The sequence below is a fragment of the Brevibacillus sp. JNUCC-41 genome, from assembly GCF_014844095.1.
Classification (GTDB): Bacteria; Bacillota; Bacilli; order Bacillales; family DSM-1321; genus Peribacillus; species Peribacillus aracenensis.
In genome coordinates this window covers 1143879-1165310 of the sequence record NZ_CP062163.1, presented here as the reverse complement: position 1 = coordinate 1165310, position 21432 = coordinate 1143879, and the positions used below count along the sequence as shown (strand labels likewise).

Below are 21432 nucleotides of genomic sequence, written 5' to 3'. Positions count from 1 at the left end.
CCAGGCATTTGCTTTCCGCGGAAAGGGAGCGGATTTCTGAAAACGGCTGAAACGCTTTTTTTTTAAAAAAACTGCAGGCATACTCGCTTTATGCAAATTTGCCTACAGTCTGGGGGGAGAGAATCCCTCCTCTATTTACTTGTCCCTAAATTCCATAATCCAAACGGGTTGTAGAAGGGGTGACCTTCTTCATATCTAAAGTCCTGAAGGCCCGTCAAAATAAAGTCGGGTGCATCCTGTTGAATGCTAAAGGTTTCGCCATTCTTAAAGATAGGCCGTTCACCTAAATGGTAATAATTAAATGTGTTCAGCAGGGCAGCTGCCTCTTTCGGACTCATTGTGTTAAGTGTCACGGCATCCGGAAGACCAAAAGCTTTCATTCCGAATGAACAATAATAATCTTCCTCTCCGATGATCGTGACAAAATGGGCATATACCGAGAGAACATCGGGACTATGATGAAGATGCTGCCAATCTTCCTTTGAATGGGCAATTCCAGCCGTTTCTATTTTCACTGCCATTCCGCCTGCCCTTAGGATCGCTGCCCCGGCATCGATCAAATTGATTACAGTTCCGGTATCGGATACATCGGCTATTATATAAACGGTAAAGGTATGGTCATTGATTTCCTCTAATGCATTCTCCGAAAAGGCGTCTTTACTGGCGTAGGAAAAGCTCTCTTTCAAAGTGGGTTCATAATCATGGATTTCAGCCTGAAAAGTAATGTTTTTTTCGCTGTTATGAAAAACATTCCCGGCTAACAGATACCCTTCGCTTTGGGAAGCGACCGTTTGAATCAATTCTGTCCGGTCCTTCCATTTACCGGGTATCCCGATGATGATTTGGTTGTCCTTCATGGATCATCTCTCCTTTCCGTTCACTTCATACTATACCACTGCTGATATTTTCAAAAGTAATTCATATAAAATAGCGCAAGAAACCGAAAATGCCAGTGAGGGATGTGCAGGACTTTTTCAAAATTATACAATTGATGTATAATATAATCTAGTAAACGTATAGCCTATCTTCAAAGGAATTCCCCTGGTGGGTTTTCTCATAGGGCCATTTCTTAATAATCTATTCGTATATATCAATGATGAAAGAGAGTGGAATATAATGGGTCGTAAGTGGAATAACATTAAAGAAAAAAAAGCGTCAAAAGATGCTAATACTAGTCGGATTTATGCCAAGTTCGGACGGGAAATATATGTAGTGGCAAAACAAGGTGAACCAGATCCGGATTCCAACCAGGCATTAAGGGTCGTGCTTGAACGTGCGAAAACGTACAATGTTCCAAGAGCGATCATTGACCGTGCGATTGAAAAAGCCAAAGGCGGTTCGGAAGAAAACTATGACGAACTTCGTTATGAAGGATTCGGTCCGAATGGTTCAATGGTCATCGTGGATGCATTGACAAACAACGTAAACCGGACGGCATCTGATGTGCGTGCCGCATTTGGGAAAAATGGCGGGAATATGGGTGTCAGCGGATCTGTTGCTTATATGTTCGATGCAACGGCTGTCATCGGGATTGAAGGCAAAACGGCTGATGATGTTCTTGAACTGTTGATGGAAGCGGATGTTGATGTACGTGACATCATTGAAGAAGAAGAAAGTGTCATCGTTTATGCCGAACCTGAACAATTCCATGCTGTACAACAAGCATTCAAGGATGCAGGAATCAGCGATTTTACAGTGGCCGAGCTGACGATGCTTGCACAAAATGATCTAACCCTTCCAGAAGATGCACAAGCACAATTCGAAAAAATGATTGATGCATTGGAAGATTTGGAAGATGTTCAACAGGTTTATCATAATGTAGATCTTGGTGAATGATAAAATGAGCAGACCTTTGCTATATGATCAAAGGTCTGCTTATTTTATTTGAAAGGAAAGAGCCTGTTTGCGAATCACGAAACAGGCTCTTTCCTTTTGATTATTCATTTATGGTGATTCCGGAAAGTTCACGGTCTTTCTGTACCTTTTCTAATTCCGAAATTGTGACCATTTGATAACCTTGGTCATGCAGTTGCTTGATGATTTTTCCTGCCGCCTGGGCGCTAGTTTGATAGATATCATGCATTAATATGATACTGCCATCTTTGGCTTTGCCCATCACTTTGTTTACGATTTTCTTTTCATTCCGTTCTTTCCAATCTTCGGGATCGACATCCCAAAGTGTAACTTTCATATCCTCCATGTATTCACGCACATCATTGTTAATCGCTCCATATGGGGGACGAACGAGATTTGGCTCAGCACCTGTAGCTTTTTCTACAGCGTCTTGGGTCTTTTCGATTTGACTTTTGATTTTGTTCTTGCTTAAGCGCGTCAGCTGCGGATGATCCCATGAATGGTTGCCGATCTCATTTCCTTGCTGCAGCATTTTTTGCAGAACCTCCGGATAGTGCTGTACGCGGCTTCCAAGCACGAAAAACGTCGCGTGTCCATCATACTTGTTCAGGTCTTTAAGAATGGACATGGTATAACTCGGATGCGGCCCGTCATCGAACGTCAAGGCAATGACCTTTTTTGAAGGGTCGATCCATTCATTTTGCACGGGCAATTTGGCGACGATATGTTTCGGCTGCCATTCCTTTACACGATCCGCATTCAAATCTTGACTTTGATATGAATCTAGCAAACTATCTTTAAAAAGTTCCTTCTTGATGGCTATCGTATGGGTCTTAGTTGAATCATCAGTCTTGACGTAGAATACAAGTGTATTTTTCAAGACTGAAAAAGAATTAAAGTTGGCTGCCTTCAGTTTGTTTTCCTTTTTAATGAGACTGTTTGAGATGCCTTCTTCTTCCTTCTCGGTTAACTCTTCAAAAACAATATCGGATAAAACGGATAAATAATCAGTATCCGTGGCAAAGATGTCTTCTATGGAGAGCTTTTGCTGAGATGGAATATCATAAGTGAAGATCTGGGATCCAGACTGCTTCTTTCCTTCCACTTGCTCATATTTATCGAAGGAAATCGTAATGGTCTGTTTGCTGAAATGGAGGATCGTATAAGTGAGGTTAAGCTCGGAAGCTTTCCCGTCGGATACTTTCCATTTCTTTTCATAATCCTTAATTTCTTTCTTTATGTAGGCTTCTAGCTGCTTGTCGATATTTTCTAAATGCAGAACAGGCCTGCTGGCTGAATACCCGCCTTTCGTATTATCTTTCACATACGTTTGAATATCGGCTTCTGGGTAATTTTTATCAGTTGTATAGGCCGAAACGGTTCTTTTCTTATCAAAAGCAAGGCTTTTGATGGCTAACCCCAACGTTCCCACAGTAGCTGTTAGACAAAATAGAAAAATAAAGACTTTTTTATAATTTAATTTACTCATGATGTACTCCACCTCGATAATCATTCTACTATATAGACGCGCCAAAAGCCTTAAAAGTTTGTAAAAAATTTCATTTTTTTATTTTTATATATTTCCATGTTCATTTCCAAACTTTTAGGGCTGCACGAACGTCTATCTTTTGTACCCAGGATACGTAATTTAAATGTAAGGAGCTCTTTCATGCAATGAAAAATCTAGATATGAATCAATTAATCGCGGCCCGGATAACCGAACGGCAAGAAAATTTGTACAGACTTGCTTTTTATTATGTTAAAAACCAAGAGGATGCGCTTGATATCGTGCAGGAATCAATCAGGAAAGCGCTGGCGTCAAGCAGTAAAATCAAAGACGCTGCTTCTATTGATAGCTGGTTATATAAGATCATCGTCCGAACGGCACTGGACGTTTTGCGGAAGAAAAAGAAACTGACTGTCGCCGATGACGAAACAATAGAATACTTACGAGCAGGTGAGGAAGATCACTATCCTGACCTGGATTTGCAAAAGGCCCTTGAAGGACTTTCGGTCAAGTACAAAACGGTAGTCGTTCTCCGTTTCTTTGAGGACCTGAAGCTGGATGAGATAGCGGAAGTGCTGGAAGAGAATGTAAGCACTATTAAAACGAGATTATATAAAGCGCTGCAATTATTGCGGATCAACATGACTGAACGGGAGGAAACGAAAAGATGGAAAAAAAACTAAAAGATCTGCGGGAAGAATATCTTAAAACACCGATACCAAAGGAATTGAATGATGTCGTTCAAGCGGCCTTGAATGAAAAGCCCAGAAAGAAGCCAAGGGTTGGCAGGAATATCCTCATGTCAGCGGCTGCAGCGCTTTTGATTGTGACAGCTTCCGTAAACATCAGTCCGGCAGCGGCAAAAGCCATGAGTGAAATCCCGATAGTCGATAAGGTCATCAAAGTGATTACCTTCGTCGAATGGAAAGAAGAAGCGAATAATTCCTCGGCAGTAATCAAGACACCTGCTATATCCGGACTGGAGAATAAACAGCTCGAAGATAGCTTGAATGAGAAATATTTATCGGAAAGCAAGCAGCTTTATAAGGAATTCACGGATTCCATGTCAAAACTGAAGGAAGGGGAAAAGGGCAATATGTCGGTGGAAAGCGGATATGTGATATTGACGGATAATGAAACGATCTTATCCGTACAGCGTTATACGGATAAGATTGCTGCTTCCAGTTCTACAGAAAGTCAATTTGATACAGTCGACAAGAAAAACGAAGTGCTATTAACGTTAAATAGCCTATTTAAAGATGATCGTTATCTTCAGGTGATTAGTGAGAACATCAAGGAACAGATGAAGCGTCAGATGGCTGAAGATCCGGAAAAAATATATTGGGTCGAAGATGATGATCTTACTGCATTTAAAGGCATTGATGAAAACCAAAACTTTTATATAAACGAAGATGGCAAGCTAGTCATCGCCTTTAACAGCTATGAAGCTGCGCCGGGATATATGGGGGCCGTCGAGTTCGTCATCCCGACAAAGGTGCTGTCAGACCTCCTTGTGGGCGATCAATATATCCATTGAAACGGCCTTACTTGTAATTCTTATGATGGGCGGGAGGTTTTTAAAACGGAAAAATACCCATTAAAAAAGACGAACCAAGGTTACTTGTTTACAGTAACCTTGGCTCGTCTCTTTTTTGTTCGAATTTCATCTGGTCCAGTTCCAGCCTCATTTTTTCCGTCTCCATAAGAAAGTTTTCATGCTTCAGTTTTTCAAGTTCCAATTCAACTTGCAGCATTTTGTGTTTCGTCTTTGACTGTTTTTCGAAATGGCTTGTCAGTATGGCGATTATAGGGATGGAAAAAATCAGCACAACGGTTATGATCCCGAGCATTATGTGCCTCCTCATTTTTGGTTATATCTATTATACGGTGTATTTAACAGATGAAGTGGTTTTTTTTATGATTCTGTCTATTTTTCCGATGCTCATTGCATGTTCTTGGCAACCAAAGTGATCTGAAACGTAATACCATTGGTGAAGTTAGGGTAATATATCTTTGATGACAGCTCCCTATTAGACTATAAAGGGTGTTTCTTCCTGCGAAATACAGGATTTGGTATGTAGGGAGGCAACCTCTTCTATGTTATATTTAAATTAATTATTTAAATATACTAAATATTTGTTTACAATAGAGAAAATAAAAGTTATTATACAATAATAAAAGGAGGGCTAGGTATGGCAACGATAAATAAACAGAAAATTGTGGATAGTGTACCTCAAAAAGGTTTTTTTGGAAACCCTAAAGGATTATTCACCCTTTTCTTTACTGAGTTCTGGGAGCGTTTCTCGTATTATGGTATGAAGGCCATTCTTGTTTACTATATGTATTACGAAGTTTCTAAAGGGGGACTTGGTCTTGATGAACACACAGCCCTTGCCCTTGTATCCATTTACGGATCTTTAGTATATATGTCAGGTATAATTGGCGGATGGCTTGCCGATAGGATCTTCGGGACTTCCAAAGCCGTATTTTACGGTGGTATCTTGATCATGCTCGGGCATATTGTCCTTGCTGTACCAGGCAGTCTCTCCATGTTCTTTGTTTCCATGGTACTCATTGTTCTTGGTACTGGGTTATTAAAACCGAATGTTTCCAGCATTGTCGGTGAAATTTACGCAGAAAATGACGAACGCCGGGATTCCGGTTTCAGTATATTCTATATGGGTATCAACATGGGTGCATTCCTTTCACCGTTTGTTGTCGGTACCGTCGGAATGGGCTACAGCTTCCATCTTGGTTTTGGACTTGCAGCAATTGGAATGTTAATTGGTCTCATCGTCTTTGTTGCAACAAAGAAAAAGAACCTGGGCCTTGCTGGAACTATTCCTGCGAACCCATTATCACAGAATGAAAAGAAAAGCGTATTCACGAAATTGGGGATAGCCACACTTATCTTAGCTGCCATCATCGGCATTACCGCCGCTAACGGCATCTTAACGATTAAAACCTTTATTAATCTTGTAGGTATCCTAGGGATCGTTATCCCGACCCTTTATTTCATTTTCATGTATCGCAGCCCTAAAACAACTTCTGTTGAACGTTCACGCTTGATTGCCTATATTCCTTTGTTTATAGCAGCTGTCATGTTCTGGGCGATTCAAGAGCAAGGTGCAACTATATTAGCAAGCTATGCAGACAAACGGACACAGTTGAATTTTGCTGGACTAGAAATAAACCCGGCATGGTTCCAATCTTTGAACCCTTTGTTCATCATTACCCTTGCACCAGTATTCGCATGGTTATGGATTAAACTAGGAAAGCGTCAGCCGACCATTCCTCAGAAATTCTCAATCGGTTTATTGTTCGCCGGTTTATCATTCCTGGTGATCCTGCTTCCTGTTTATTTCGGTGGATCCGACGCATTGGTCAATCCGCTATGGCTTGTACTTAGCTATTTCCTTGTAGTGCTTGGAGAACTTTGTTTATCTCCTGTTGGACTTTCAGCAACTACAAAATTGGCTCCGGCCGCATTCTCGGCTCAAACGATGAGCCTGTGGTTCCTGGCAAGTGCAGCAGCACAAGCACTGAACGCACAAATCGTCAGATTCTACACGCCCCAAACCGAAATGGCTTATTTTGGCGTGATCGGTGTTGCTTCAATGGTCCTTGGACTGGTCCTTATGGTCTTATCACCAAAGATTCAAGGTTACATGAAAGGCATTCGCTAACACTTAGCCAGCAGCAAAAAAAAGATGACCTCCGAGTTAAACGGGGTCATCTTTTTTATTACAATGATTTTGTGCATCTTGCTTTTTCGCATTGTAATAGTATCGACCATGCGATATTCATCGAATACCATTTTTACCAAAAAATTGATATGATGTTTTAGCAGCTTCATAGCTTATGCTTAAAAAACAATGATGATTCATTCCAAAGTAGCTGAAAATAGGAGCAGAGAAATTATAGAAAGGAGGTAAAAATGAAACGTTTACTTGGAATATGCATATCCCTGCAAATGACTTTCGTTCTGCTTTTCATCACGGGGATTCTCCCAAAGCTGAATTCATATGTTGGTGCCAGCGTTTATTTGATCATTGGGTTTGCAAGTCTGGTGATCAGCTTATATTTAGCAGGTAAGAAATTTCTCTTGGGCATTTCGTTTATTGCCATCATCTTTTCCATGCTTATCATTTGTTTCACCATTTTCATTTATTTCTTACCTGAAGCTGGGATGCTGCCGGAAATCCCTTTGTTTAATTAGCTATTTTAATTTTTTATTTTAAGAAAATAGTTTGTACTCATTAATAAAATATTTAAGGGGATTTTCATGTTTCTTATCATCATATTCATCATTATAGGATACATATGGATGCATTCATTTTTGGAAGAGAAAAAGGGTAGTATCGATATTCTTGTTTAGTCCTTTACTAGCAGTAATTTCATTTATAGGAAACTTCATTTATCATACGTTGTACCACACAACACCTGACTCATTGCAACTAACTGTCCATAAAGAAAATGAAGCATACATCGTGGGGGAGTTTGGAAGGATCGGTTAGATGCGTATCGATTCTGCTGATTTTCTTGTGTTCTATGTCCCTAATAATGAGAAAGTCTCCAATGTTAAGCGAAATAGAGTTAAATCCTACAATGAAATGGATGGGAAGTTTTTAGAGAAAGAAGTACAAAATTGGTTTGGGCAAAAAACTCATCTCGAGTGGGAACCGGAAATTTTTGATTTACATACAAATAGTGAATTTGAATTTACATTCGATCTCCCAAGGAACGTAAAACCAAGTAATGTGGAATTGTATTATATACACACAAGAGAAGAGCCAATGGAGGCATTAGAGTTTTGATCCAAGAAAATTGAATTAATTAAAAATTCTCATATGAAAATTTTTTATAGAATGGAATTAACGAGAGGGGGTGCAGGATGAAAATCCGTGCAATGATGATTTGCATTTTATTAAGTGCAGCCGTGCAGATGATTGGTTTAACAGTTGATTTCCCATGGAAGGGAATCACACTGTGGACATTATCTGTGATCTTTCTTTTAATGGCAGCGTATTTCACGAAGCCTCCTGCGAAGAACTGAAAATCCAATCGAGAAAGAACCGGATGAGCCCTGCTCTTCCGGTTCTTTTTGAATCAGTTTGCTGCTGGAATCAATCCTTTATGAATGGAGACTTCCTGGATGGCACGGTAGACGGTTTCGACCATGAAATCGAGTTCCTTTTCTGACATGGAAAGGATCGGCATCATCGTGATGACGGGACCAAGTTCCCTGATGATCAGGCCATTTTCCCGTGCTGTATGGATGATTCCGGAAACGACATTCTCTTGGAGGGTGAACGTTTCTTTTGTTTCACGGTCTTTAACGATTTCCACTCCAATCATGAAGCCGCGCTGGCGAATATCGCCGACTATCGGAAGTTCGGATAGTGCTTGCAGCCTTTGTGATAGGTATTTTGCTTTTTTCTGGATGTCTTTAATGAGATTGCGGCTTTCCATCAGCTCGATATTCTTCAGGGCCAGTGCACAGGCTAGCTGGTTTCCTGTATAGGTGTGGCCGTGATAGAAGGTTTTATGTTCTTCCCGTTCCCCCAAGAAGGATTGAAAGATCTGCTCGTTCATGATGGTGGCTGCGAGTGGCATATATCCCCCAGTGATCCCTTTGCCCATACACATGATATCGGGGACGACATCCTCCTGTTCGCAGGCAAACATGGTACCGGTGCGACCGAATCCAACGGCCACCTCATCGCAAATTAAGAGGATATTGTATTTTTTGCATAATTGTTCGACCTCTTTCAAAAAGCCCCCGGGATGGGTTATGATGCCAGCAGCCCCCTGCACCAGCGGTTCGATGATCAATCCTGCAATTTCCTCTGATTGTTCTTGCAGTAACTTCTCCAGTTCCTTCAAGCAATGGTTTTTCACGGCTTCTTGATCCCCATATTCAGTCATGTGATAGGCATATGGTGAAGGGGCGGAAATCCGTTGAAATAAGAGGGGCTTAAAGATTCTATGGTATAGATCCATTCCGCCCACACTCACAGCTCCGACAGTATCGCCGTGGTATGCTTCGTCAAGTGAGACGAATTTGTTTTTATTCTGATGCTTGACGGGATCGATATTCTGCCAATATTGATAAGCGACTTTAAGGGCGATTTCCACAGCGGCAGATCCCGTGTCGGAGTAGAAGACTTTCGATAAAGAACCAGGAGTGATTTCTGCCAGTTTTTTTGCCAGTAAGATCGATGGTACATTCGCAGATCCAAGCAGCGTGGAGTGCGCGACTTTATTCACTTGTTCAATAAGGGCGCCGTTTAATTCCGGCTCGTTATGTCCGTGCACATTCACCCATAATGAAGCATAGCCGTCGAGGTAGCGTTTGCCATCCACATCAATCAGGTAGCTGCCTTCGCCGCGCTCGATGATCAGCGGTTTACTTTCCCGATACGTTTTCATTTGTGTGAACGGATGCCATACATATTCCTTATCCCATTGTTCTAAATCCTGACTGTTCATGCTTTGAACACCTCTTTCAATTGTTGGGTATAATTTTGATCACCAAGTAAATCAAGGATGCAGTTCCTCAAGTCTTTTCTGACATCTGCCATTGTCGGGATGCAGGCGAGGCCATTCAACCCAGTCAATTTTTCGATGGTTTCGATATTGTCTTGATGAATCCGATCTTCTGGCCGGTAATGGTTATACAAAATGGTTTTCACATTTATATCATGGACTTGGGCATAAGAATGGGTCGTCACGACATCATGAATCGCCCCTAAACCGCTTGTGGATACGAAGAGGACAGGTATGCCGCAATCCCTTATGAAATCCGCCGTCATATAGAAACCTTCCGTCCGTTCAATGAGTGGCACAGCCAATCCGCCAGCGCCCTCGACTAATACGATGTCATACATTTCCTCAAGTTCATGAACCCTTTCCACGACTTTCTTCTCATCGATTTGACTGCCAGTTAATTTAATCGCCAAATGTGGTGAGGTTTCGGGCTCCAGTGTGTAAAACCCTGGTTCCTTTACACCGAGTTCCTGCTCAAACCAAGAAATATCCGGGTATGTATTATTTTCCTCATTGATTCCAGTTTGAAATGGCTTGAATATCGTGACGCTTTTTCCCAATGTTTGAAGAGAAAGATAGAGTGCGCTCGTGACGATGGTCTTTCCAATATCCGTGCCAGTTCCGGTTATAAAGTAGGCTTGGCCCATGGATGATTCAGCTCCTTTATGTTTATATATTTTGCAATGCGCGGACGTACTTGTTGAATGATGGCAGCACATAGAATGCATAGCAGTAAATCACCGGGTACAGGTAATAAGAAGCCGTAAAGTATCGTTTGGTTGATTGAAAGCGGCGTTTCCACAATCCACTTCATCGCACCATACAGCCAGATGCAGCCGAAAAAGTAAACGGTCAGCAAAGAGGCGGCATTAGCAAAGAATATGGAACGAATCGTGGAGAGGGAAAACCGGTTGATCAGCCATCCATTTACATAGGCTCCCAATATATATCCGAGCAAATAGCCGAAAGTGGGTTTGAATATATATCCGAATCCCCCGCCTTCGGCAAACAGGGGCACCCCGATAAGTCCGATCAAGACGTAGCATAACTGACTGAGCATCCCAAGCCGGGGCCCCAATAATGCGCCTGCCAAATAGACTGCCAGAATTTGCAGTGTGAATGGTATGTAAGGGATAGGTATCTTAATAAAGGCGCCAATGGCAGTTAACGCGGTAAAAAGGGCCACATAAGAAATCGTCCTTGCTTTCAAGTTTTCAACCTCCTTTTTAGAAAGTGCTGGCAGAATGCCCACTATTAGTTTGCCTGAATCCTATTTTATATGTCAACTAATTTATATATTTAGTTAACATATAAAATGCAAGCTTCCTTATGATTTAAAGGGCAGACTAGGAAAATATTGAAAAAAGACCATTGAATCCTATTTTGTTTGTGTGTTATTATTCATTTTATATGTTAACTAAAAATTTTTAAAGTTAACATATTTAACGTTTTATTTTATCTTGAGTGTGCAAAATGATTCAATCCGTTCCGAGGATTCATGGGAAGGAATATAGACATTAAAAGAAAAGAGGGATTAGGTTTGGAAACATTGGTTAGGGATTGGAAGATGTTAGCGGAGAACGTTATCAAAGGATATAAAGTGACGGAGGAAGAGGCATTATCCATCGTACAAGCCCCAGACGAAGAGGTTTTGGAAATTCTGAATGCAGCCTATCTCATACGTAAGCACCATTATGGGAAAAAGGTTAAATTGAATATGATCATCAATACGAAGTCAGGATTATGTCCCGAAGATTGCGGCTACTGCTCGCAGTCGATCGTTTCGGAAGCCCCGATCGATAAATATGCTTGGCTGACTAAAGAAAAGATTGTCGAGGGAGCGCAAGAATCAATTCGCCGCAAAGCGGGTACTTATTGCATCGTTGCGTCCGGCCGGCGTCCGACCAACAGGGAAATCGATCATGTCATTGAAGCCGTAAAAGAAATCCGCGAAACGACTGATCTTAAAATCTGCTGCTGTTTAGGTTTCCTGAATGAGGAACATGCCGGCAAACTGGCGGAGGCAGGCGTTCATCGCTACAACCACAACTTGAATACATCACAGGAAAACTACAGCAAAATTACATCGACACATACATATGAAGACCGGGTAGATACAGTGGAAGCCGTGAAGGATGCCGGAATGTCCCCATGTTCTGGTGCCATTTTCGGTATGGGGGAATCGGAGGCGGAAGCGGTGGAAATCGCCCTATCCTTACGAAGCCTTGATGCAGATTCCATTCCTTGTAATTTTCTCAATGCAATTGACGGAACGCCGCTTGAGGGAACTTCCGAGTTGACCCCCACTAAATGCCTGAAATTGATTTCGATGATGAGGTTCGTTAATCCGAGTAAAGAAATCCGTCTGGCCGGCGGTCGGGAGGTCAATCTCCGTTCCATGCAGCCCATGGCACTTTATGCAGCCAATTCCATCTTCGTCGGCGATTATTTAACGACAGCCGGTCAAGAACCCACAGCGGATTGGGGAATCATCGAGGACCTAGGATTTGAAATTGAAGAATGTGCTCTTTAACCTATTAAAAACTGCATACTAAACAGGAAGGCTGCTGAATCAGTAGCCTTCCTGTTTAATATGTCTCATAAATGATAGAGCCTGTCTGAGAAATATCATAATCGCCTAAAGCTTTGATTTCAGCCTGAAATGGATTCGATGATAAAATCCGCTTAACAACGTTTATGAGCTCTTCGTTTTTCGGAGATTTTAAAATAACAAGGTCATAACGTTCTGTAATTAATGGGACAAAGTCAACTCCAACGATTTTTGCAGCTTTTTCAATTCCCACACCCACATCCGCCTTCCCCGCAGAAACCGCTGAAGCCACACTTAAGTGGTTGGTCTCTTCGTTTTCATATCCCTTAAGATCTTTAGAAGATATCCTGTGAATCCTTAGCTGCTCATCAAGAAGGATTCGTGCTCCCGATCCTCTTTCCCGATTGATGATGGCCAAGTCTTTCTGTTTTAAATCAGTCCAACCTGTAAGGTCTAAAGGATTTCCCTTTTTAACATATAATCCAGCTTTCCTTGAAACAAGATTAAGTAAAATATAAGGATATCCTACCAAAATCTTTTTTATATAAGGAAGATTATATTCCCCAGTATCACCATCAAACATATGCAAACTAACGATGTCGGAATCCCCATTGTACATCGATATAAGACCGCTTAGGCTTCCAGTGTTAGATCGTAATGTTTTATAGCTGGAGCGCTTCTGGATGTGCTGCCCTAGTATGTCTAACACCATGTCTTGCCCACTGATGACAAGGCTAAGGGAATCCTTCGCTTCATTCCTTTGGGGTTCGGCAACAGAAACTGGGGATGTATGGGACTTATGGTTATTAATATACATCTCCAAGTCTTTTGCATCCATTCTAATCTGCCTTCCCACACGAAATACAGGGAGCTCCCCCTTTTTTACAAGATCATAAATCGTCAATTTAGATACCTTTAAAAGCTGTGACACTTCCTCGATGGTATAGGAAAGCTCTTTTGACATGTGCATCCCTCCGTTCTTTATTGTATCTTAGAGTCCTTTAAAAAGAAAATTCACCGCAAAAAGGCATTGATTAAAATCTTTTATCTGTCCTATACTAATTATAATTAGATATAACTAGTTATGATTAGTTAGAAAGGGAGAGAGACTTTGAAAAAAATATATCTTATGATTTTCTCGCTTATGCTGCTTGTGATAGTGGGCACAGGGTGTTCAAGTGACGAAGAAAAAGGCACAGGAAATCAGACGCAACAAGCTGACGAGAAAGTAGAATTGACGATTTCGGCCGCCGTAAGTTTACAAGATGCCTTAAATGATATAAAAAAGACATTTGAAAAAGAAAATGCAAATGTAAAAGTTAACTATAACTTTGGAGCTTCTGGAGCTCTTCAACAACAAATCTCCCAAGGCGCACCTGTGGATCTGTTTTTCTCTGCAGCAGAAGACAAATTTGATAAATTAGTAGATGAAGGTCATATTGAAGAGAAAAAAGGGATTGATTTAGTAGGCAATGAATTAGTGCTAGTAGTGCCAAAAGGTTCTGATAAAGGGATTGAATCGATAGAAGACCTTACTAAATTCACTAAAATATCCATCGGTACCCCTGAGTCAGTACCAGCAGGACAGTATGCTAAGCAAACATTAGAAAAACTGAACCTCTGGAAAGAGATTGAAGAAAAACTGGTGTATGCCAAGGATGTTCGTCAAGTGCTTACATATGTAGAAACAGGAAATGTGGACGCAGGACTTGTTTATAAAACGGATGCCATGAGCTCATCAAAAGTTGATATCGTTACAACAGCCAAGGAAGATTTACACGATCCGATTATTTATCCGGTAGGTGTAATTAAGGAAAGCTCACATCCTAAAGAAGCCCAACTATTTTACGAGTATCTCCAAAATAAAGATTCAATGAAGGTTTTTGAAAAATTAGGATTTAAAGATCTTAAATAATTGAAAGGGCCACCAATTTGGTGGCCTTTTCTTTTGTGCACCCGGCATGGGTGCAATAGGGTGAAACCCGAACAATGAAGGCTGTATCAAGTAAATGTAGCAGATAGATCGGGAAAAGGTTGTACTCTTTCCTGGAGGTCTGTAACCTGTTAAGTGTTGGACAGCTGAATTAAAGAAGATTGTACTTGCCCTGCCCTACTCCACAACTTTGCTTTCATCTCTTCTAGTTTTGGTCAAATAGACGACCAGGATTAAGATTATAACGAGGAAGACCAAACTGGTTCCCGTCGTACCTAGACCAAGTCCACCCTTATCACGCGGCTGTGAGAGGTAGTCGCCAAGAGAGGCGCCAAGTGGACGGGTCAAGATGTAGGCGATCCAAAAGGAAAGCACTGTATTTAGTTTGAAACCGTAGTGGGCGATGGTAACCACCCCAATCAACGCCGCGAACATAAGTGCAGACTTCCAGTAGCCGATAGCGAGACCTTCTGCTATGAGGTCACCAGCTGCTGTACCCAAGGCGAAGGTGAACAAGATGGCCAACCAGTAGAACACTTCTCGTTTGGATGTGTAGATAGTGTGAATGGACAGCGTCTTTTCACTCGCATACCAAGCCGCAAACGTCGCAAGCATCGCGATTGTGAAGATGATAGTTGTTGTCACCAGACTGACCCCGAGATTGTCCACGAGATTGTCGGTAATTAGCGTGCCTACAACGCTAATCATCACTACTGTGAGCCAGTAAATCCTTGGCACATACTTACTTGCTTTGAATTGGAAGAAAAGCGTTATGATCAAAAGAATACTCATGATTAAGGTCGTATTGGCTAAGCCCAAGTTCAGATTATCACTCAGGAAGTCTGCAGCCGTCTCGCCCACAGTGGTTGCCATTATTTTGATTATCCAGAAGTAAATGATGACTTCTGGAACCTTGTTCAACATCTGACGCCCGATGGATGAGCCTTTTGTATCATTCATTAATGAATCCTCCTTATCTTCTCTTGTTTTATTTCGTTTACGATAAAACCTTATTGTCTACTTCTACTGTTCCCTGACACTATATCAAGTCAACCTTAACGCAACTTGAAAAAAGGATTAAAAATCAATTAAAAAGCAAAATAAAAAGCAAAATAATGCTAAATTGTAGAAAGAGCATTTCAATGATAAGGAAACGATTAAAATACAGGACTTTGGAGCAAATATAAAGGGGATTGAATTATTTAGCGGAGGACAATTTTTCGTGTTTAAGATGCAAGTAATATTCCTATCTAGATTCGATAAATACATGTGGTGGTGAACTCCTTGCCATATACCACTCAAATAGGAGGGTTTTAAATGAAACAACGTATTCTGGTTGTAGAAGATGAAATCCAGATAGCGACGATATTAAAGATAGAACTCGAATATGAGGGGTATGAAGTGCTTGTTGCCCATACCGGCAAGTCGGGGCTGGAAGCTGCATTACAAGAAAAATTAGATTTAGTACTTTTAGATGTTATGTTACCTGAACTGAATGGCATAGAAGTTTTAAGAAGGATTCGAAATGAGAACTCTTTACTGCCAATCATCCTCTTAACAGCTCGAAATATTACAATGGATAAGGTAGCAGGACTAGATCAAGGGGCCAATGACTATATAACGAAGCCCTTTGAAATCGATGAGTTATTGGCAAGAATACGTTCAGCTATACGTCATAATTCAATAACTGCCAATGCTTCGAGAGAAGAGGAAACGATCTTATCAATAAAAGATTTATTCATTAATCTCGATACTAGAGAGGTTAAGAGGGGGGATTCTTCCATAGCGTTAACCCCAAAGGAATTTGATTTACTCATTTATTTACTATCCAATAAAAACAAAATCGTGACGCGAGAAAATATCTTGATGAATGTTTGGGGTTATGAGTATGAAGGGGAGACCAATGTAATCGATGTGTATATCCGCCATTTAAGAAAGAAAACGGAAGAAGGTTTTTCTGACCCGACAATTATTCAAACGGTAAGAGGAATTGGTTATACTGTAAGGGAGAAATAAGCAATGAAAATTACAACAAAAATTAACCTGATTACTACGGCTTGGATACTCTGTGTGTTGATTGCGGTCAATGCTGTTGTATTTTTTTCTTTTATGAAGATTACTGTAAATATGGAAGAGGATATATTAATTCATAAAGCGCAAAATGTCATTGCTGAAATACAAATGGATGATACGCCCCATGAATTAGAAAAAAAATTAACCACATATTTGACGAATCATTCATTTATAAGGATCATTCAACCTAATTCTAAAATCAGCAGCGAAGTGTCCAGCGACCATTATTTGCTTACGAAATTTAAAGGGGAATTTTCTTCTGAACAAGAAGTGTATAGAACTACAATTAAACAAGCGCATAAAGAAGAACAAATATTAATCGTTAGGGTTCCTATCCAATCCAAAGGTAAAGTTGTTGGAACGTTAGAAATTGGAGATAGATTACTAGGACTGGAATTAGGGAAGGATGTATTACTTTCCATTCTCACATTTTGTACCCTATTAGGGGCGGGGTTATCGCTGCTAGGTGGCAGGTGGTTATCGAGTGTAATCATGAGACCTATTTCCAATATGATTGATACGATGGAGGATATTGAACAAAGCGGAATTCCGAAAAAAATCGTCATCCAAGAGGAAACAAAAGATGAGCTGCAGAAAATGGCTGTTACTTTCAATCGGATGATGAGCAGATTGGATGTAAATCTGGATAAACAGAAGCAATTCATTTCAGATGCTTCACATGAAATAAAGACTCCGCTAACGATAATAAAGAGTTATGCAGATCTCTTGCGCCGACGCCGGATAAAAAGCGAAGAAAAGGCATTGGATGTTATAAATGTAATTCATTCAGAGGCAACCCGAATACAGGAAATGACGGAAAGGCTGCTGGAATTAGCCGATACGGAAATGGAAAATACTTTAGATATTAAATCAGTGAATATAGTAACCTTATGTGAGAACGTGTTTAAACAATTCAAAGAGGTCTATGGGCGAGAAATAAATTTTCATTATCAAGAAGATACCATTACGATTACAGCAGATGAATTGAAGATAAAACAGGTGATTATTATCCTTTTAGATAACGCAATCAAATATAGTACAGACAAAATTGATGTGTATGTAGAGAATCAGTTATACTCTACGGTCATTCGGGTAAAAGATTATGGGATTGGTATTCCTGAGCATGAAATGGAAAATATCTTCGAACGTTTTTACCGGGTGGATAAGGCTAGGAGTCGGGAAACAGGCGGAACGGGGCTAGGCTTGTCGATAGCCAAAAATATAATGAATCAACATAATGGGGAAATTAAAGTAGCCAGTATCGACGGAATTGGAACAGAGATGGTATTATCCTTACCCAAAAGGTAATTTGCTGCTAAATACAAGAATGAGGTGTTCTGTGCGTGACACATATAGGGATAATTAGTCTGAGTATCATAGTATTGTTATTTCTAATTTATTCGATTTTCCCTACTGTAATTATTCGTGTATGCAGTCTGGGCATTACCAAAAAAAACAAGAGGAATAATGGGATAGCCCTTACTTTTGATGATGGCCCGAACCCTGAATATACGGAACGATTACTTGATCTTTTAAAAAAGTACGAGATAAAGGGTTCGTTTTTTGTTGTGGGCAGTAAAGTGAAAAATAACCCTGATATCATTAAACGAATGCATGAAGAGGGGCATACAATTGGAATTCATCATTTTGATCATATTTCAAGCTGGATCCTCTCGCCCTTTCAGTTATCGGAACAGTTGAGTATGACGGAAAAGGCGATAATGGAATGTACGCATGAAAAAGTCACTTTTTATAGGCCTCCATGGGGCCATTTTAATATTTTTACGAAAATAGCCAGCAAGAAATATAAAGTGATTATGTGGTCAGACATTTTCGGAGATTGGAAAGTGGAAACATGCAGGAATGACCTGCTTAATCAATTGCGGACAACCTCAACGGAAAATTCGATCCTCCTGCTCCATGACTGTGGGGAAACCTTAGGGGCGGATAAAGAAGCACCCCGATATATGATTGAAGTTTTGGAAATTTACCTAGAGGAAAACATAAAAAAGGGAACACAATTTATTACATTAAAAGACTTATAACTGATTCGGGGGGACTTTATGAACATAGATGGTATCCTGCATTTTATTGACTTATATGGCTATCTAATCATATTTCTTTTTTTATTCATGGGCATTGTGGGGATTCCCGCTCCGGAAGAATCTCTTCTATTTCTAATTGGAGTCCTGATTGGGCAAAATAAACTCTCATTTGGTTTAGCCGTGCTCAGTGCATTTCTCGGAGCCTTTATAGGGATGCTTATCGCTTATGTATGTGGGAAATACGTGGGGTATCCATTTATAAAAAAATATGGGAAATACGTGGGCATTACCAATGATCGCTGGGAGAAAGTACAGAAAAAGTATATGAAAAATACAAAAAAAACGATTGTGTTTGGATTTTATTTACCTGGAATAAGACAAATCAGTCCGTATTTCGCAGGAATCAATCATATTCCCCTGTTCAAATTTATTCTCCTTTCCCTGTTAGGCACCGTTCTCTGGACTGTCCCTTTTATAGTGGCAGGGTATTATATAGGGAACGCCTTTCATATAAATCCGGAATATGTTCCACTTTTAGGTGTCGTATTCTTAGTCTTTTTATTGATATATTTTTTTATCAATTATATGAAGAGGAAAAAAAAGAATAAATTACCGTCCCGATTGGATTAACCAGTGTTCTATAATTGGTTTTCTAATCGGGCTATTAAGTTTGGGGACTGGGGCTTATAATACCATGAACATATCATTAAAAATTGATTAAAAAGAAAGGTTTTTACAAAAACAGTGATATATTGTAAGGGGAAAAAGATCTTGAACATACAAATGGGCTTTTTGCTTAGTACGTATCCATCGATTAAAAGAATGATTTCTATAGGGGATGACATATATGAAGAAGGTTTTGTTTTTACCTCTCTTCCGCATGCAGTCGGGACATCATCAAGTTGCAGAGGCCTTAATGGATTTGTTAAAAAAACATACAAACGGAGTCATTTTGAAAAAAGTGGATCTGTTAAGTTATACGAATAATTCTTTAGAAAAAATGATAACGACCGGATATTTAAAATGGATCCGTTATGCACCTGAAACCTATAATCTCGCCTACAAAAACCTTTTTTACGTTAACTCGAAAAAGGAACGTCCATTTAAATGGTGTCAACTTATATTCTTGAAGAAAATGGAACAATTGATAGATGAGGAAAATCCAGACTTAATTGTGTGTACACACGGATTTCCTTCCCAACTATTAAGCCAGTTAAAATTAAAAGGGAAATGCAATGTCCCAATTATCAACGTATATACAGATTTCTTTATTAATAATGTCTGGGGAAGCAAGGGGATAGATTTTCACTTTATTCCAAGTCAAAAATTGAAAGAAAAGCTATTAAGCAAGAATCAAATACCGAAACATAGTATGATGGTGACAGGTATTCCTGTGCATGAGGAAATCACTAAAAAGGCCCATGGTTTAAAAAACACCGATCGGCCCAAAGTTTTAATCTCAGGAGGAAATAGTGGCCTGGGCGGGATATTGAATTTAGTTGGTGAGTTAAAGAAATCAACCAATTTTGATTACTTTGTACTTTGTGGCAACAACAAAAAACTATTTGATGAGATCAAAACATGGGATTTAGCCCATATTAAACCATTACCTTATATTTCATCAAGATCGGAAATGAACGACCTTTATGAAGAAGTGGATGTAATCGTTACGAAACCAGGTGGTGTTACCATTAGTGAAGCACTTCGAAAAAGACTTCCGATTTTTGTCCATTCGATGCTGCCGGGACAGGAGGAAATTAATCTACAGTATTTAAAAGACAATAAACTTGTATTTGAAATCAATCGCAAATTCTCATTTGAAAAACAAATGCTAAATATATTAAAGGACCATAAAAAAATGGAACAGTGGGATAAATCAATCGAAACTTATCAAAAGGAAATGGAATTGGAAAACCCTGAGGAAATGGTGGGCATTATGAAATTGATTCTTAATCTTAAACAAGTCAATAAGCCATCCTATCTCACAAATCAGTCAAAAGTTATTTATAGCTAAGGGTCATTCCATTAACCTTGTTGCCAGTGGCCCATTAACAAGGGGAGTTAATAACAACATTTGTGATTCGTTTTGAAAAAAGCGAAAATGAAAGAGAGAAGTTGAATTATGAACGACTTTATCCAAACTATTTTACTTACACTCATGGAATATGGGTACCTTGGAATTACCCTTGGTCTTATGATTGAAATTATTCCAAGTGAGATTGTATTATCCTATGGTGGCTTTTTAGTTTCCCAAGGTAGCATCAGTTTTGTTGGGGCGGTTATTGCTGGAACGATTGGAGGAACCATCGCCCAAATATTTGTTTATTTAATCGGATATTATGGGGGAAGACCATTTTTAGAACGATATGGAAAGTATATATTCATTCACAAAAAACATATTGAACTAGCGGAATCTTGGTTTACTAACTATGGTCCAAGCGTCATTTTTACGGCTAGGTTCATTCCGGTTGTCAGACATGCTATTTCGATACCAGCAGGGATTTCTAAAATGTCTTTAATAAAATTCACGAATTATACGCTACTTGCCGTACTTCCATGGTCTGTGCTTTTTGTATTCCTCGGGATGAAGTTAGGAAGTAATTGGGGACAGATTAATGAGATGGCCAAGCCCTATATCCAGCCAATCGCAGTGGTGGCGGTTCTCATTATTGCCGGAATGATCATTCGCGGTTACATGAAAAAAAAGAAAAACAAAGTTTTATGAAGTTTATGGATTTAAGGAATGGTTGTAATGAACCTTACAAAAGCCTTTATAACAACGGGAACTGAACCGAACCGATAAACGTGAAAACTTCACAACGAATCATCGATATTGATGGTAATAGCTTTCCAAGGGGACATTCAATGGAAGCAGTTGGGTTTTATAATATGAATTAATTAAAAAGACCACCATTTGGTG

At 39.9% G+C, this 21432-nt stretch carries 23 protein-coding genes; 15 read left to right on the top strand and 8 right to left on the bottom strand.

Annotated elements, in window-relative coordinates; genetic code table 11:
* Positions 1-131 precede the first annotated feature (131 nt).
* The gene (locus tag JNUCC41_RS05775) at positions 132-857 is read right to left on the bottom strand and encodes a DUF4261 domain-containing protein (protein ID WP_192206786.1); all 726 of its coding nucleotides are present in this window, start codon (positions 855-857) and stop codon (positions 132-134) included.
* Between the two features lie 259 nt (positions 858-1116).
* Between JNUCC41_RS05775 and JNUCC41_RS05770 the strand changes: the two genes are divergently transcribed.
* Positions 1117-1836: a YebC/PmpR family DNA-binding transcriptional regulator gene (locus tag JNUCC41_RS05770; RefSeq protein WP_192206785.1), complete on the top strand. Its 720-nt coding sequence runs from the start codon at positions 1117-1119 to the stop codon at positions 1834-1836.
* A gap of 100 nt (positions 1837-1936) precedes the next feature.
* Here the strand turns inward: JNUCC41_RS05770 and JNUCC41_RS05765 are convergent, their stop codons facing one another.
* Positions 1937-3343 (bottom strand): polysaccharide deacetylase family protein, encoded by a 1407-nt coding sequence (locus JNUCC41_RS05765; protein ID WP_192206784.1) that lies wholly within the window; start codon positions 3341-3343, stop codon positions 1937-1939.
* A gap of 185 nt (positions 3344-3528) precedes the next feature.
* On the opposite strand from JNUCC41_RS05765, the gene JNUCC41_RS05760 reads away from it, so the two are divergent.
* Positions 3529-4044 carry an RNA polymerase sigma factor SigV gene (locus JNUCC41_RS05760; RefSeq protein WP_192206783.1) on the top strand — a complete coding sequence of 172 codons (516 nt, stop codon included), beginning with the start codon at positions 3529-3531 and terminating at the stop codon, positions 4042-4044.
* Positions 4029-4898 (top strand): anti-sigma-V factor RsiV, encoded by an 870-nt coding sequence (locus JNUCC41_RS05755; protein ID WP_192206782.1) that lies wholly within the window; start codon positions 4029-4031, stop codon positions 4896-4898. The genes JNUCC41_RS05760 and JNUCC41_RS05755 overlap by 16 nt, the downstream gene beginning before the upstream one ends.
* Before the next feature lie 88 nt (positions 4899-4986).
* Here the strand turns inward: JNUCC41_RS05755 and JNUCC41_RS05750 are convergent, their stop codons facing one another.
* A complete protein-coding gene (locus tag JNUCC41_RS05750; RefSeq protein WP_192206781.1) occupies positions 4987-5211 on the bottom strand; it encodes a hypothetical protein in 225 nt (74 codons plus the stop codon).
* Between the two features lie 342 nt (positions 5212-5553).
* Between JNUCC41_RS05750 and JNUCC41_RS05745 the strand changes: the two genes are divergently transcribed.
* The 4 genes from JNUCC41_RS05745 to JNUCC41_RS05730 all read left to right on the top strand — a co-directional run bounded on the left by JNUCC41_RS05745 (position 5554) and on the right by JNUCC41_RS05730 (position 8417).
* Positions 5554-7047, top strand: a complete 1494-nt coding sequence (locus tag JNUCC41_RS05745; protein ID WP_192206780.1) for a peptide MFS transporter — start codon at positions 5554-5556, stop codon at positions 7045-7047.
* A 251-nt stretch (positions 7048-7298) separates the two neighbouring features.
* On the top strand, positions 7299-7580 hold the full coding sequence (locus JNUCC41_RS05740; RefSeq protein ID WP_192206779.1) for a hypothetical protein: 282 nt from the start codon (positions 7299-7301) through the stop codon (positions 7578-7580).
* Positions 7581-7878: 298 nt separating this feature from the next.
* Complete coding sequence (locus tag JNUCC41_RS05735; RefSeq protein WP_192206778.1) at positions 7879-8178, top strand: hypothetical protein; 300 nt, start codon at positions 7879-7881, stop codon at positions 8176-8178.
* 77 nt (positions 8179-8255) lie between these two features.
* Positions 8256-8417, top strand: coding sequence for a hypothetical protein (locus tag JNUCC41_RS05730; RefSeq protein ID WP_192206777.1), 162 nt, complete (start codon positions 8256-8258; stop codon positions 8415-8417).
* 53 nt (positions 8418-8470) lie between these two features.
* Here the strand turns inward: JNUCC41_RS05730 and bioA are convergent, their stop codons facing one another.
* Genes bioA through JNUCC41_RS05715 form a run of 3 tightly spaced genes read right to left on the bottom strand, consistent with a single transcriptional unit; the run spans position 8471 to position 11120 of the window.
* Positions 8471-9853, bottom strand: coding sequence for an adenosylmethionine--8-amino-7-oxononanoate transaminase (gene bioA / locus JNUCC41_RS05725; protein WP_192206776.1), 1383 nt, complete (start codon positions 9851-9853; stop codon positions 8471-8473).
* Positions 9850-10557, bottom strand: a complete 708-nt coding sequence (gene bioD / locus JNUCC41_RS05720) for a dethiobiotin synthase (protein ID WP_192206775.1) — start codon at positions 10555-10557, stop codon at positions 9850-9852. The genes bioA and bioD overlap by 4 nt, the downstream gene beginning before the upstream one ends.
* Positions 10536-11120, bottom strand: coding sequence for a biotin transporter BioY (locus JNUCC41_RS05715; RefSeq protein WP_192206774.1), 585 nt, complete (start codon positions 11118-11120; stop codon positions 10536-10538). Before JNUCC41_RS05715 ends, bioD begins: the two co-directional genes overlap by 22 nt.
* Before the next feature lie 357 nt (positions 11121-11477).
* On the opposite strand from JNUCC41_RS05715, the gene bioB reads away from it, so the two are divergent.
* On the top strand, positions 11478-12443 hold the full coding sequence (bioB, locus tag JNUCC41_RS05710; RefSeq protein WP_063234977.1) for a biotin synthase BioB: 966 nt from the start codon (positions 11478-11480) through the stop codon (positions 12441-12443).
* Positions 12444-12498: 55 nt separating this feature from the next.
* Here bioB and JNUCC41_RS05705 read toward each other — a convergent pair whose 3' ends face one another.
* Positions 12499-13425: a substrate-binding domain-containing protein gene (locus tag JNUCC41_RS05705; protein WP_192206772.1), complete on the bottom strand. Its 927-nt coding sequence runs from the start codon at positions 13423-13425 to the stop codon at positions 12499-12501.
* A gap of 147 nt (positions 13426-13572) precedes the next feature.
* Here JNUCC41_RS05705 and modA point away from each other — a divergent pair, with 147 nt between their 5' ends.
* Complete coding sequence (gene modA / locus JNUCC41_RS05700; RefSeq protein WP_228467549.1) at positions 13573-14376, top strand: molybdate ABC transporter substrate-binding protein; 804 nt, start codon at positions 13573-13575, stop codon at positions 14374-14376.
* Positions 14377-14571: 195 nt separating this feature from the next.
* Here the strand turns inward: modA and JNUCC41_RS05695 are convergent, their stop codons facing one another.
* On the bottom strand, positions 14572-15354 hold the full coding sequence (locus tag JNUCC41_RS05695; protein WP_192206771.1) for a COG4705 family protein: 783 nt from the start codon (positions 15352-15354) through the stop codon (positions 14572-14574).
* 357 nt (positions 15355-15711) lie between these two features.
* On the opposite strand from JNUCC41_RS05695, the gene JNUCC41_RS05690 reads away from it, so the two are divergent.
* From JNUCC41_RS05690 to JNUCC41_RS05665, 6 genes are all read left to right on the top strand, one after another.
* Positions 15712-16410, top strand: coding sequence for a response regulator transcription factor (locus JNUCC41_RS05690; protein ID WP_192206770.1), 699 nt, complete (start codon positions 15712-15714; stop codon positions 16408-16410).
* 3 nt (positions 16411-16413) lie between these two features.
* Positions 16414-17775, top strand: coding sequence for a sensor histidine kinase (locus tag JNUCC41_RS05685; protein ID WP_192206769.1), 1362 nt, complete (start codon positions 16414-16416; stop codon positions 17773-17775).
* Between the two features lie 35 nt (positions 17776-17810).
* Positions 17811-18512, top strand: a complete 702-nt coding sequence (locus JNUCC41_RS05680; protein ID WP_228467548.1) for a polysaccharide deacetylase family protein — start codon at positions 17811-17813, stop codon at positions 18510-18512.
* An 18-nt stretch (positions 18513-18530) separates the two neighbouring features.
* Positions 18531-19142: a DedA family protein gene (locus JNUCC41_RS05675; RefSeq protein ID WP_192206768.1), complete on the top strand. Its 612-nt coding sequence runs from the start codon at positions 18531-18533 to the stop codon at positions 19140-19142.
* A gap of 217 nt (positions 19143-19359) precedes the next feature.
* Positions 19360-20526: an MGDG synthase family glycosyltransferase gene (locus tag JNUCC41_RS05670; protein WP_192206767.1), complete on the top strand. Its 1167-nt coding sequence runs from the start codon at positions 19360-19362 to the stop codon at positions 20524-20526.
* A gap of 105 nt (positions 20527-20631) precedes the next feature.
* The gene (locus tag JNUCC41_RS05665) at positions 20632-21237 is read left to right on the top strand and encodes an undecaprenyl phosphate transporter UptA (protein ID WP_286182411.1); all 606 of its coding nucleotides are present in this window, start codon (positions 20632-20634) and stop codon (positions 21235-21237) included.
* Positions 21238-21432: the final 195 nt, after the last annotated feature.